The sequence below is a fragment of the Pseudonocardia tropica genome (assembly GCF_040105315.1).
Classification (GTDB): domain Bacteria; phylum Actinomycetota; class Actinomycetes; order Mycobacteriales; family Pseudonocardiaceae; genus Pseudonocardia; species Pseudonocardia alni.
In genome coordinates this window covers 46,070-58,152 of record NZ_JBEDNP010000019.1, presented here as the reverse complement: position 1 = coordinate 58,152, position 12,083 = coordinate 46,070, and the positions used below count along the sequence as shown (strand labels likewise).

The 12,083-nt window shown below is 72.9% G+C and carries 11 protein-coding genes; 8 read left to right on the top strand and 3 right to left on the bottom strand.

Going from position 1 to position 12,083, the window contains the following annotated elements:
* Positions 1 to 818: 818 nt before the first annotated feature.
* From WHI96_RS24075 to WHI96_RS24040, 8 genes are all read left to right on the top strand, one after another.
* Positions 819 to 1,283, top strand: coding sequence for a PaaI family thioesterase (locus WHI96_RS24075; RefSeq protein ID WP_345640609.1), 465 nt, complete (start codon positions 819 to 821; stop codon positions 1,281 to 1,283).
* Between the two features lie 131 nt (positions 1,284 to 1,414).
* Complete coding sequence (locus WHI96_RS24070) at positions 1,415 to 2,362, top strand: LysR family transcriptional regulator (RefSeq protein WP_345640608.1); 948 nt, start codon at positions 1,415 to 1,417, stop codon at positions 2,360 to 2,362.
* A 123-nt stretch (positions 2,363 to 2,485) separates the two neighbouring features.
* Complete coding sequence (locus WHI96_RS24065; RefSeq protein WP_345640607.1) at positions 2,486 to 3,439, top strand: acyl-CoA desaturase; 954 nt, start codon at positions 2,486 to 2,488, stop codon at positions 3,437 to 3,439.
* The gene (locus tag WHI96_RS24060; protein WP_345640605.1) at positions 3,436 to 3,714 is read left to right on the top strand and encodes an acyl carrier protein; all 279 of its coding nucleotides are present in this window, start codon (positions 3,436 to 3,438) and stop codon (positions 3,712 to 3,714) included. The genes WHI96_RS24065 and WHI96_RS24060 overlap by 4 nt, the downstream gene beginning before the upstream one ends.
* On the top strand, positions 3,711 to 4,619 hold the full coding sequence (locus tag WHI96_RS24055) for a class I SAM-dependent methyltransferase (RefSeq protein WP_345640604.1): 909 nt from the start codon (positions 3,711 to 3,713) through the stop codon (positions 4,617 to 4,619). The genes WHI96_RS24060 and WHI96_RS24055 overlap by 4 nt, the downstream gene beginning before the upstream one ends.
* 5 nt (positions 4,620 to 4,624) lie before the next feature.
* Positions 4,625 to 5,866, top strand: a complete 1,242-nt coding sequence (locus tag WHI96_RS24050; RefSeq protein ID WP_345640602.1) for a cytochrome P450 — start codon at positions 4,625 to 4,627, stop codon at positions 5,864 to 5,866.
* A 65-nt stretch (positions 5,867 to 5,931) separates the two neighbouring features.
* Positions 5,932 to 6,600 (top strand): thioesterase II family protein, encoded by a 669-nt coding sequence (locus WHI96_RS24045; protein ID WP_345640600.1) that lies wholly within the window; start codon positions 5,932 to 5,934, stop codon positions 6,598 to 6,600.
* The gene (locus tag WHI96_RS24040) at positions 6,593 to 8,341 is read left to right on the top strand and encodes a fatty acyl-AMP ligase (RefSeq protein ID WP_345640598.1); all 1,749 of its coding nucleotides are present in this window, start codon (positions 6,593 to 6,595) and stop codon (positions 8,339 to 8,341) included. Before WHI96_RS24045 ends, WHI96_RS24040 begins: the two co-directional genes overlap by 8 nt.
* Before the next feature lie 18 nt (positions 8,342 to 8,359).
* Here the strand turns inward: WHI96_RS24040 and WHI96_RS24035 are convergent, their stop codons facing one another.
* From WHI96_RS24035 to WHI96_RS24025, 3 genes are all read right to left on the bottom strand, one after another.
* On the bottom strand, positions 8,360 to 9,637 hold the full coding sequence (locus WHI96_RS24035) for a cytochrome P450 (RefSeq protein WP_345640596.1): 1,278 nt from the start codon (positions 9,635 to 9,637) through the stop codon (positions 8,360 to 8,362).
* 69 nt (positions 9,638 to 9,706) lie between these two features.
* On the bottom strand, positions 9,707 to 10,450 hold the full coding sequence (locus WHI96_RS24030) for an SDR family oxidoreductase (RefSeq protein WP_425571505.1): 744 nt from the start codon (positions 10,448 to 10,450) through the stop codon (positions 9,707 to 9,709).
* An 8-nt stretch (positions 10,451 to 10,458) separates the two neighbouring features.
* On the bottom strand, positions 10,459 to 12,072 hold the full coding sequence (locus WHI96_RS24025; RefSeq protein ID WP_345640592.1) for a long-chain fatty acid--CoA ligase: 1,614 nt from the start codon (positions 12,070 to 12,072) through the stop codon (positions 10,459 to 10,461).
* Between the last annotated feature and the right edge of the window lie 11 nt (positions 12,073 to 12,083).

The window sequence follows — 12,083 nt, the reverse complement described above, 5'->3', positions numbered from 1 at the left end:
GGCTGCACTCCGCTGCCGCGGACCTGCCCCCGGCCGAGCTGGAGGCCGCGCACTACCGTCAACACATCGGCCAGCCCGAGTCAGAGCACTCAACCCGATAGCTCTCCGGACACGCCGGGGCGGTTCAGTGGCGTCCTGCACGACGTCGACGACCGGGTCCCCGGCCGGACGCAGCGCCGGTTCCTCGATGACCGGGTGGTGCCCGCACATCTCGCATGGCCCGCGCAGTTCCTGGCCGTTCCAGATGTAGCGGTAGCGGGGCTTGAGACCGAGTGCGGTTCGGAGAATGTCCTGTGTGATCTCCTCGCTGTCGTGGGTGATGGTCATGGCGGCCTCCCGGAGGGTCGACAGCCGGCCCGCTACGGATGGGCGGTAGTTCTGTGGTCGGTGGGGCCGGCTGCGGGGCGTGGTGCTAAGCGCCCGCCCTTTCCCCGCGCCCGATTCCGCCCGGCGAGGCTCGCGGGCAAGGGCGCCGCAGGCGTCGCGAAGCGATGCGCAGCACCCTTTCCCGTGAGACCGGGTGGAGTAAGCGGCTCCACCAGCAAGAACAGCCCGGCCGCAGGCGTCGGACCGAGGCCGCCCAGCGGCCCGCCCTTCCAGCGCCGGACACCGGCCTGCGCGACCATCGGTGGCATGGCCGACTACGCCGCGCCGGCATCGGCTACCTCAAGACCCACACCGGGGCCGAGTTAGACGCCTGACACCTCGGTCGCGAGCTTCGTCCGCGATCGCGCGATCAGCCTTGCCTTTCGTGCCCGTCGTCACTCCGCCGCGATGAGTACCGTCCTGCAGCGTCTGGACTCGGAAGAGGAGCGCCCATGACCAACGTCGACGAACGGGCCCACGAAATCGAACGTGCCGAGCAGTATCGCGCCCTCGTCGAATACGGCGTGACGGCCGGAATCGGGGTGGGCCATTCGCTCGGGATCACCCTCGAAGCGATCGGGGCAGGCCGCGCGGTCTGGACGATGCAACCGTCGACCCGCGCGGCCGATGCCCACTACTCCGTCGCGGGCGGCGTTCTGGCGACCCTGATGGAGGCGGCGATGGGGAGCGCGGTCCATGCCGCGCTCCCGCCCCGAACGACGTTCACGGCCGCCGGACTGTCGATCGCCCTGGTGGGAAAGCTCCGGGTCGACGATCCAGAGGTGTGCTGCGAGGCTCACGTGGTGCACTGCGGCAGCAGGACGGCGACCGCGGACGCCCGAGTCATGACCGCGGACGGCCGGCTGGTGGCTCACGGAGGAGCCTCGTTCCTGGTGTTTCCGGTGCCTCAGGGTTGAGTTCACCGGGGGAGTGCGAGTGAGGTCACAGGGTCGATCGGCCGCCACCCCGAGTCGAGTTCCGTCAACGTTCACATGCCGTTGCACCTCCTCGCTTACGGTCGGATCCTCTAGGCGAGGAGACCCCTTCCATGGAACTGCGACATTTGCACTCCTTCCTCACGTTGGCCGAGGAGCTCCATTTCGGCCGTGCGGCCCAACGCCTGCACATGGCCCAACCGTCACTGAGTCAGCAGATTCAAAGGCTCGAACAGAGCCTCGGTACCCAGCTTGTCGCCCGATCGTCGCACGAGGTGCACCTGACTCCCGCAGGCGAGGCCTTCGTGGTCGAGGCCCAGGCCGTGCTCAGCCGAGTTGACCGGGCCAAGGAGACCACCCGCCATGCGGCGGAGGGTCGCGCAGGCACGGTGCGGGTCGGGTGCAATCTCCCTGCGGCGCAAGGCGTCCTGCCACGCGTGCTCGCCCGGTTGCGTAGCGAGCTGCCGGATGTGGTGGTGGCCCCCCGGGAGATGTGGACCGGGCCTCAGCTGCGCGCCCTGCAGGCGGGGGACATCGACGTCGCGATGGTGTACGGCCCCCCGCCGGACGGAGACTGGGGCCATCGGCGCCTGCTACGCACCCCGCTGGTCGCCCTCGTCGGTGACCGCCACCCCTGGGCGTCGCTCGGTCAGGTGAGCTTCGCCGAGTTGCAAGGCCAGCAATGTCTGCTGTTCCGCCGCGAGAAGAGCCCCGCGATGTACGACTTGATCACCCACACCGCGGGCGCCGCAGGCTTCACGCTCGACGTAGTCGACCAGGTCGAGGACCCGGTCGCGACGTCGATCGTGGTGTCGATGCGGAACGTGGTCGGGTTCTGCTCCGCGTCCCGGGCGGCAGCCGTCTGCGCCTCGGCCGTCGGCATCCGGCCAGTGACCGTGGCGCTCGTCGATCCGGTGCCAGCGCTCGAGCTCTATGCCGTCTGGCGGTACGACGTGGACAACCCGCTGGTCGAGGAGTTCGTCCGCTGCCTGAAGGCGAGCGCTCCGTTCGGCCAACCGGGACGCAGGCCTGCCACCGCCGTACGTGCTGTCGGGGCCTGAGCTCACCGATTCCACGGTCGAACCTATCGGCCGAGAGCCCATGGCTCTGGCGCGCCGTCGGCCTCTGCGGAGTGGGTGACGATCACTGGCGATCGCACCACACTTCCGCCCCGGAGGTCGACCATGACCGACGCCGCCGCCCCTTCCCGCAACAAGGTCATCAGCAACCCCTACATCCACCGCCTGCAGCGCAGGCACTTCCTGCTCTTCGATATCGCGCCCATCATCGGCACGGTCGCTGCGCTCGCCCTGCTGCCAGTCCTGCCGTTCGGCGCCACCGAGATCGCTCTGCTCGCTGGCATGTGGCTGGTGTCGGGTCTGGGCATCACGGTCGGGTACCACCGGTTGTTCACCCACCGCACCTTCAGGGCCACCCCGTTCGCCGAGTCGATGCTTGCGATCACCGGGTCGATGGCGGGTCAGGGCGGCGTGGTCTCCTGGGTGGCCATCCACCGCCGCCACCACGAGTTCAGCGACCGCGACGGCGACCCGCACTCCCCCAACCTCTCCGGCGACGGTCTGCGCGGTGTCCTGCGCGGGCTGGTGCACTCGCACTTCCTCTGGATGCGCCGCCACGAGTACCCGAACATCGCGCACTACGCGCCAGACCTGCTGCGCAACCGCCGCCTGGTGAACGTGAGCAGGCACTACTACTGGTGGTTCGCGCTGGGCGTGGCCGTACCGACGGTGGTCGGGGGCCTCGTCCACCTGAGCTGGCAGGGCGCGCTCGCGGGGCTGCTCTGGGGTGGCTTCGTCCGGGTCTTCCTGCTCGAGCACATCATCTGGGCGATCAACTCCTTCCTACACCGCTGGGGGAGCAAGCCCTACGAGTCGCGGGAGAACAGCCGCAACGGCGCCGTCTTCTCGCTGCTGACCTTCGGCGAGTCGTGGCACAACAACCACCACGCCTTCCCGAGCTCGCCGAACTTCGGCCTCCAGTGGTACCGCCCGGACCCCGGGTACTGGTTGATCCGTGGGCTGAGCGCCGTCGGGCTGGTGAGTGACTTGAAGAACCCCGCCGCGGAGCAGATCGCCGCGAAGCGGATCCGTACCGACGAGCGGAAGGCCGCAGCATGACCACCACGCCCCAGCCCGCCGAGATCCTCACCTGGGCCCAGGAGTACCTCGCCGACCTGCTCGGCTCCGACGCAGGATCGCTGGATCCCGACACGGACTTCGACCAGCTCGGCATCGACTCCGCTCTCGCGGTGTCGCTGCTCACCGAGATCGAGGAGCGCTACGGGGTGGACCTGCCGCCCGAGTCGTTGTTCGAGAATCCGACGCTGCGTGCCGTCGCCGACGCCGTACACGCCCACCTGGCCACCGCGGCCCCCTCACCGTCGACGTCGTGACCGGTACGGCGCCGAGCACCGCGGGACGGTCCGCCAACGGGTCCGCCTCCTGGTCCGCTTCCGAGGCGATCCAGCACCACTACGACGTCGGCAATGACTTCTACCGCCTCTGGCTGGACCCCGACCTGACCTACTCGTGCGCCATGCCCGAGCACCGGGACGACGACCTCGTCGCGGCCCAGCAACGCAAGCTCGACCACCATCTCGACGCGGTCGACGCCGAGCACTGCGGGCGGCTGCTCGACGTCGGCTGCGGCTGGGGCTCGGTGCTCGGCCGGGCCCTGGCTCGCGGGACCGGTCACACCGTGGGACTCACGCTGTCCCGGGAGCAGGCGGCCCACATCGAGCAGCAGCGTGACGGGCGGCGGGAGGTCCGGCTGGAGAACTGGGCCGACCACGTCCCGACCGAGCGCTACGACGGGATCGTGTCCGTCGGCGCGTTCGAGCACTTCGCCCGGCCGGAGGACGACGACGCCCGCCGGATCGGCCGCTACCGGGACTTCTTCACCCGCTGCGCGGACTGGCTGACCCCCGGAGGTGTGCTCTCGCTGCAGACCATCGCCTACGGCACCCTCGACCGCCGGGACGCCAGCGCCTTCATCCAGGAGGAGATCTTCCCGGCGGCGGACCTGCCTTCGCCGCTCGACGTCGTCACCGCCGCCGAGGGGCTGATGGAGATCCGATCGTGGCGCAACGACCGGCTGGACTACGCGTGGACCTGTGAGCGGTGGGCCACCAACCTGCGGTCGCACCGCGACGAGGCCATCGCGCTGGTCGGCCGGGAGGTCACCGCCCGCTACGAGCGCTACCTGCGGTTCGCGTCCGTCGGTTTCCGGATGGGCAAGGTCGGGCTGCTCCGGATGGTGCTGGCCCCCGTCGGGTCCCCCTGGAGCGGGCGGCGGTGAGCAGGGTGAGCGCACCCGCCGCCGTCCGGTTCAACCCGTTCGACGCAGGCTTCCGGACCGATCCCTACCCCCACTACCGGGCGCTGCGCGAGCAGAACCCAGTGCACCGAACGCTCGGGATGTGGGTGTTGACCCGCCACGCGGACGTCACCGGACTGCTTCGGGACCGCACGACGTCGGTGGCGCTGCTCCCCGAGCTCGGGGAGCGCCAGGCGCAGCGGCTTGTCAAGGCGGACCCGACGCTCGCCACCCCACCGACGCTCGCACGCATCGCCCGTCTCGCGCGTACGTCGCTCGTGTTCACCGACGATCCTGCGCACGCTCGGCTGCGGGCGCTGGCCGGACCGGTGTTCGGTCCGCGCACGCTCGCCGCTCTGCGTCCGACCGTCCGTGTCGAGGCGGACCGGCTCGTCGACGATCTTGCCAGGGCGGGCGGGGGCGACGCGGTCACCGCACTCGCCGCCCCGCTCCCACTCACGGTGCTCACCGCGGCGCTCGGGCTGCCCGCCGAACTGCGCCCCCAGATCGCCGCCTGGACGCACCGGCTCCGGTTCCTGCTGGAGCCGGGGATGCTGGGCGCCGAGGCGTTCGGGCAGGTCGCGGGGGCGGTCGAGGAGTTCACCGGGGTGTTGGGGGACATCGTCGCCGAGCGGCGGCACACCCCCGGCGACGACCTGGTTAGCGTGCTCACCGCCGCCCGGTCCAGCGGAGACGGGCTCGACGACGAGGAGGTGGTCTTCGTCGCGATGATGACCTTCATCGCCGGGCTGGAGACCACGACAGCGCTCATCGGGAACGGGCTGCACGCGCTGCTCACCCACACCGACCAGGCCGCGCTGCTGCGCGCGGACCCTGCCATAATCCCGGCCGCCGTGACTGAGCTGTTGCGCTACGACAGCCCACTTCAGCTGACCAAGCGGCTGACCATCCGCGACACCGAGGTCGACGGGCACCCCATCCCGGAGGGCGCGCAGGTCCTGCTCTGTCTCGGGGCGGCCAACCGCGATCCCGCGGTGTTCGCCGACCCCGACACCCTCGACCTCACCCGCACCGCCACGAGCCACCTCGCCTACGGGCGCGGCATGCACGGGTGCGTCGGCGCCGCGCTCGCGTCCTTGGTCGCGGAGGAGGCGTTCGCCGCGCTGTTCCGCGGCTCGGCCGAGCTCGCGCTCGACGGGCCGGTGGCGTGGCAGGGCCACAGCCAGATCGTGCGCGGCGTCGCCCGGCTGCCCGTGGCCCTGCGATGACGGCGACGACAGAGACACAGTCCTGGCTACGCGTCACCGGGCCGGCGGACCCGCGACTGACCGTGGTGTGTCTGCCCCACGCGGGGGCGGGCGCCACCTCGTTCGCCCGGTGGCAGGCCTCGTTCGACCACGACGTCCGGTTGGTCCGCGTCCGGCTGCCCGGCCGCGAGGACGCGCCCGGCGAAGCCCCGCTGCGGCGTGTACACCAGGCCGTCGACGGGCTGCTCCCGGCGGTGTCCGCGCTGGTCGGGGACGGTCCCGTCGCGCTCTACGGGCACAGTATGGGCGCGCTGGTGGCCTACGAGCTGGCTCGGGCGATGACCGCTGCAGGCACCCCGCCGGTACGGCTGGCCGTGTCCGGGCGGCGGGCGCCGCACCTCCCGCCGCGTCGGCCCCCCATCCATCTTCTGCCGGACGACGAGTTCCTCGCGGGCGTCGACGCCATGTCCGCCGCCCCGGTCCGCCGAACCGCAGCGGGGGTCCCCTACCTCCTGCGGGTGCTGCGGGCGGACCTGGAGCTCGGGGAGGAGTACGTGCACGCGGCGGACCCGGTGCTCCGCGTGCCGCTCGCGGCGTTCGGCGGTGTGGACGATCCCGTCGTCGCGCCGGACGAGACCGCGGCCTGGGCGGACGTGGCCGCGGACGGCGCCGACGTCCGGATTCGCCCGGGCGGGCACTTCTTCCACCACGACGTGCGCGCGGAGATCGCCGCGACGCTCCAGGCCGGTGGGTGAGCCCTCCGGGCTCGCGAGTCCCCGCGAGCAGCTCCGCGCCCGGGCCCGCACCACCCCCCACCGGCGCGCCGCAGTGTTCCTCGACGACGGCGGCGCCGAGACCGCCGAGCTGACCTACGCCGGGCTGCTCGGCCGCGCACGCGCCCTTGCGGCCCGGCTCGGCGAGCACGCACGGCCCGGTGACCGGGCGCTGCTGGTCTTCGCGCCGGGGTTGGAGTTCCTGGTCGCGTTCTACGGCTGCCTGGAGGCCGGCGTGATCGCCGTGCCGGTGCCCCCGCCGCGGCGCGGCGCCCAGAACAGCGAGCTGCAGCGGGGTACCCGGCACGTCCTCGCCGACGCGGAGCCCGAGGTGGTCCTCGCCGACGCCGTGACGGCCCGCGGGCTGGGCGACCTCGGTCCCACTGTGCTCACCGTGGGTCTGGAGGAGGCTCCGGCCGACGGAGCCGACTCTCTGGACGACCGGCCCGTCGACCCCGACGCGGTGGCATTCCTGCAGTACACCTCCGGGTCGACCTCCCTGCCCAAGGGCGTGATGGTGACTCACGGGAACCTCGCGGCGAACCACCGGATGATCACCCACGGGTTCGGCCAGGACGAGCACTCCCCGATCGTCGGTTGGGCCCCGCTGTTCCACGACCAGGGGCTGATCGGCAACGTCCTGCAGCCCCTAGGGGTGGGCAGCACCGCCGTGCTGATGTCCCCGGCGACCTTCGTCCGCAGGCCGCTGGCCTGGCCTGAGGCGGTGTCCCGGTACCGGGCGCGCAGCAGCGGTGGACCGGACTTCGCCTTCGCGGTGGCCGCCGCCGCGGCCGAGCGCCACGGCCTCCCCGAGGGCCTGGACCTGCGGTGCTGGCGGGTCGCGTTCGACGGCGCCGAGCCGATCCGGGCCTCGACACTGCGACGCTTCGCCGCCGCGTTCGCCCCGGCGGGGTTCGCCGTGGAGGCTCTGCACCCCTGCTACGGGCTCGCCGAGGCAACCTTGCTGGTCACCGGGAGCCGAGTGGGCCGCGCACCCCGGCTTCTCGACGCCGACCCCGCCGGGCTGGCGGCGGGAAGGGTCGTCCCGACCGCACCTGCACGTGGGCTGGACCTGAACACCTCCGGCTCGAACGCACTGGCCCGCACCCTCGTCGGCTCCGGGGAGGTGCCGCCCGATGCCGGGTTGCGAATCGTCGACCCCGAGTCGGGCCGGGAGTGCCCGGACGGCACGGTCGGGGAGATCCGGGTGCGCGGGCCGCACGTCACCGCCGGGTACTGGCTCCGCCCGGACGCCAGCACCGAGGCCTACGGAACCGACCGGCACGACCGGGAGCTCCGCACCGGGGACCTCGGCGTGCTGGTCGAGGGCGAGCTCTACGTGGTCGGGCGGCACAGCGACCTGATCGTCGCGCGTGGGCGCAACCACCATCCGTCGGACATCGAGGCCACGGTCGCCGCGGCGCACCCCGCACTCGGGCAGGCCGGGCCCGCGACGGTCGCGGCCTTCGGGCTGGCCGATAGGGAGGGTGGCGCGGAACGGGTGGTCGTGGTCGCGGAGCTGCGACCCGACCGGGAAGGCCCCGCCCACACGGTGATCACCACCGCGGTGCGGGCCGCCGTGTTGCGCGAGCACGACGTCGCGCTGGCCGGGGTGGTGCTCACCCGTCGCGGGGTGCTCCCCCGAACGAGCAGCGGGAAGATCCAGCGGCGGGCGGCGCGGGAGATCCACCTCGCCGGAGGGTTCCCGGCCCCACCCGGGTGACCGCGGAAGGCTCCCGGCTCAGAGCCGGACGGGCACTCGCATCCGGCCCCGCACCAGGGTGTTCGGGCTCCAGTGGACCGGCTCGTCGACCGGGGTGAGCTCGGGGAACCTCTCGACGAGCGCGGGCAGCGCCACCGTCGCCTCCATCCGGGCCAGCGCGGCGCCGAGGCAGTGGTGCGCACCGCGGCCGAGCGCGAGGTGCGGCCGCTCCCGGCCGGGCCGGAAGGTCCAGGGGTCGGGGAAGGCGGCGGGATCGTGGTTGGCCGCGGTCACCAGCACCTCGACGACCGTGCCCGCGGGCACGTGCGCGCCCTGGAACTCGACGTCCGCCTTCGCCCGGCGGACCGCCCGGGTGACCGGACCGCACATCCGGAGCAGCTCCTCGACCGCCGATGGCCAGCCCGCGGGCTCGGCACGCAGCCGGGCGGCCTCCTCGGGGAGGCGCGCCAGCTGCAGGGCGCTCCCGGCGAGGAGGTGCATCGTCGTCTCGTACCCGGCGCCGACCAGGAACAACGCGGTGACGACGAGATCGTCGTGTGTGGTCCCCCCCTCGGCGAGCCGGGCGAGCAGGCCCTCGCCGCCGTGCGCGCCGATCGCGGTGACCTGCTCGTCGAGCCAGCCGCGCAGCGCCGCGACGCCCTCTTCCATCTCGACGAACCGCTCCCAGGTGAGCCCGCCGTCGAGCCCTGCGGTGGCGGCATCGCCCCAGTGCGGCAGCTCGGCGGGGATCTCGGAACCGTGCGCGGGCAGCCCGAGCACCTCGGCGATCAGCCGCAGCGGCAGCGGGCGGGCGAAGGCGTCGACGAGGTCGACCGTGCCGTCGGCGTCCGCCGCGGCGGGCAGGGCGTCGAGCAGCGTGTCGACGACTGCGACGCACTGCTCGCGCCATCCGGCGACCACCCGCGGGGTGAACGCGCGGGTCAGCAGGCGGCGGTGGTGGGAGTGGGCGTCACCGTCGAGAGTGACCAGAGACGGCGCGCTGAGCGGTCCGAGCGGGCCCGCAGCGGGCGGGAGCATGCCGAACTCGTCCGAGACCAGCACCTCGCGGGCGACGTCGTAGTGGGCGGTGACCAGCATCCCCGGCGCCGGACCCGGCGCGAAGGGCCGGTGCTCGCGCATCCGGTCCCACGCGGGGCCGGGCCCGGTCTCGGGCTCCGGGGACACGACGAGCTCGGCGGCCGGCACGCCCTCGCGTGCCCGCCTGCGGGCGGCGCCGAGCAGGGCGCCGTGGACCACCGTCCAACGGCGGCGCTGATCGCGGTCGACGGGCGGGGCGGCGGGCGGGGTGCGGCTCACGGTTCCAGCGTCACACCTCAGGGTCCCGGCGTCGTTCGTCGATCGGCAGGGCCGATCGGCCCAGTCCACCTAGCGGAGGGTGAGTCCCCCGTCGAGCAGCAGAGTCTGGCCGGTGATCCAGCTCGCGTCGGCGGAGAGCAGGAACGCCACCGCCGCCGCGACGTCCTCGGGGGTGCCGAGCCGCCCGAGCGGGTAGTCGGCGGTGGCTTCGGCCTCGCGGCCGTCGTAGATCGCCGTCGAGAAGCGGGTCTTGACCAGCGCCGGCGCCACGGCGTTGACGCGGACGCCGGGGCCGAGCTCCAGCGCAAGGGTCCGGGTGAGGTGGACGAGCATCAGCTTGCTCGCGCTGTACGCACCCAGCCCCGCAGACGGGGCAAACGCGCCGATCGACGACAGGTTGACCACCGCGCCGCCGTGCTCACCGAGCCACGCACGGTGGGCGTGCTGCACCCAGGACAGCGCGGCCACCACGTTCGCCTCGACGGTCGTGCGCGCGGCCGTCAGGTCGAGGTCGACGAGCGGGCCGAACACCGGGTTGATCCCCGCCGAGTTGACCAGCAGGTCGAGGCCGCCGAAGGCCTCGACGGCCCGGGTGACGGCGGCGGCCCGATGCTCGTCGTCCGCGGTGTCGCCGGCGACCCCCACCGCGCGGTCGGGACCGCCCAGCAGGGCGACGGCCTCGGTGAGCCTGCCGGGCTTGCGGCCGGTCACGACTACCCGCGCCCCCTCCGCCACCAGGCGCTGCGCGACGGCGAGGCCGATGCCCCGGCTCGCGCCCGTGACCAGCGCGGTCCGGCCCGCGAACCGGGTCACGGAGTGGATCACGGGGCCATCACGTGGCCCGCGTACCGCCGGCGCAGGTCGTTCTTGTCGAACTTCCCGGTCGAGGTCTTGGGCACCTCGTCGAGGAAGACGACGTCGTCGGGCACTTGCCAACGAGGCAGGCGCTCGGCGAGATGGGCCAGTACGTCGTCCCGGCTGACGTCGGCGCCGGGCCTGCGTACGACGCACGCGAGCGGTCGCTCGGACCACTTCGGGTGCGGGACCGCGATCACCGCCGCCTCGGCCACCCCCGCAATGCCCATGACGAGGTTCTCCAGCTCCACCGAGGAGATCCACTCGCCCCCGGACTTGACCAGGTCCTTTGTCCGGTCGACCAGCGTCACAAAGCCGTGGTCGTCGATCACCGCGACGTCCCCGGTACACAGCCAGCCGTCCGCCGTGAAGCGGCTCGGGTCGCCGTCGCCGTAGTAGGAGGCGGCCACCCACGGCCCGGCGACCTGCAGCTCACCGCGCGCGACGCCGTCCCATGGCAGCTCCGCCCCGGTGTCCGGGTCGACGAGCCGTAGCTCGATGAGCGATGCGGGCGAACCCGCGCGGGACCGGACGAGCGCCTGCTCCTCCTCGGTGGCGCCGTCGTGCACGGTGCGCAGCCGCCCACTGGTGACCATGGGGCTGCACTCGGTCATCCCCCAACCCTGGGTGAGCGGCACGCCGAGCGTGGTGCGCCAGGCCTCGGACAAGGAGATCGGCACCGCGGAGCCGCCGGAGAAGACCAGCCGCAGGTCCGGGACGTCCCCGGCGGCCAGCTCGGGGAGCACCCCGGTCCAGATCGTCGGGACCGCCGCGGCGATGGTGACCCGCTGCTCCCGCATCAGGTCGGCCACGTCGCGCGGGCTCGGGCTCGGGCCGGTCAGCACCAGCGTCGATCCGGCGAACACCGCCGCGAACGGGTAGCCCCACGCGTTGGCGTGGAACATCGGGACGACCGGGAGGAGCACGTCTCGCTCCCCCACTCCCGCCGCGTCGGCCACCATCAGCCCGAGGGAGTGCAGCACCGTGGAGCGGTGCGAGTAGAGCACGCCCTTGGGCTTGCCGGTGGTGCCGGAGGTGTGGCACATCGCGGCGGCGCGATTCTCGTCCTCGACGACGAAGCGACCGCTCACCGGCTCGACGGAGGCGAGCAGGGTGTCGTAGTCGACGATCCGGTCGTCCACCGGGAGGGACGCGGGCGAGCCGTCGTCCACGACGACCACGCGACGCACCGCGGGAAGCCGGTCCACGACGGCCCAGAACTGCGCGAACAGCCCCCGCTCGACGACGACGACCTCGTCCCCGCCGTGCTCGACCACCCCGACCAGCTGGTCGACCGGCAGGCGGATGTTCAGGGTGTGCAGGACACGGCCGCTGCACGGCACGGCGAAGTACAGCTCCAGATGCGCCGGGGAGTTCCAGCAATAGGTGCCGACCCGGGCGTCCGGCGACACGCCCAGCGCGTCGAGGGCGGCGGCGAGCCTGCGGACCCGCTGGGCCCACTCCCGGTAGGTCCGGGTGGTGAGGGTGCTGTCGGCGGCGCGGGCGACGATGGTCTTGGCCCCGAAGAGCTGTTCGGCGCGGTGGAAGACGTGGGGCAGGGCGAGCGGGCGGTCCTGCATCTGGCCGTACA

What these genes read in the sequence shown, in the direction of transcription:
- WHI96_RS24075 (WP_345640609.1), top strand. Translation starts at nt 819, where the DNA reads ATGACCAACGTCGACGAACGGGCCCACGAAATCGAACGTGCCGAGCAG.
- WHI96_RS24070 (WP_345640608.1), top strand. Translation starts at nt 1,415, where the DNA reads ATGGAACTGCGACATTTGCACTCCTTCCTCACGTTGGCCGAGGAGCTC.
- WHI96_RS24065 (WP_345640607.1), top strand. Translation starts at nt 2,486, where the DNA reads ATGACCGACGCCGCCGCCCCTTCCCGCAACAAGGTCATCAGCAACCCC.
- WHI96_RS24060 (WP_345640605.1), top strand. Translation starts at nt 3,436, where the DNA reads ATGACCACCACGCCCCAGCCCGCCGAGATCCTCACCTGGGCCCAGGAG.
- WHI96_RS24025 (WP_345640592.1), bottom strand. Translation starts at nt 12,072, where the DNA reads ATGCAGGACCGCCCGCTCGCCCTGCCCCACGTCTTCCACCGCGCCGAA.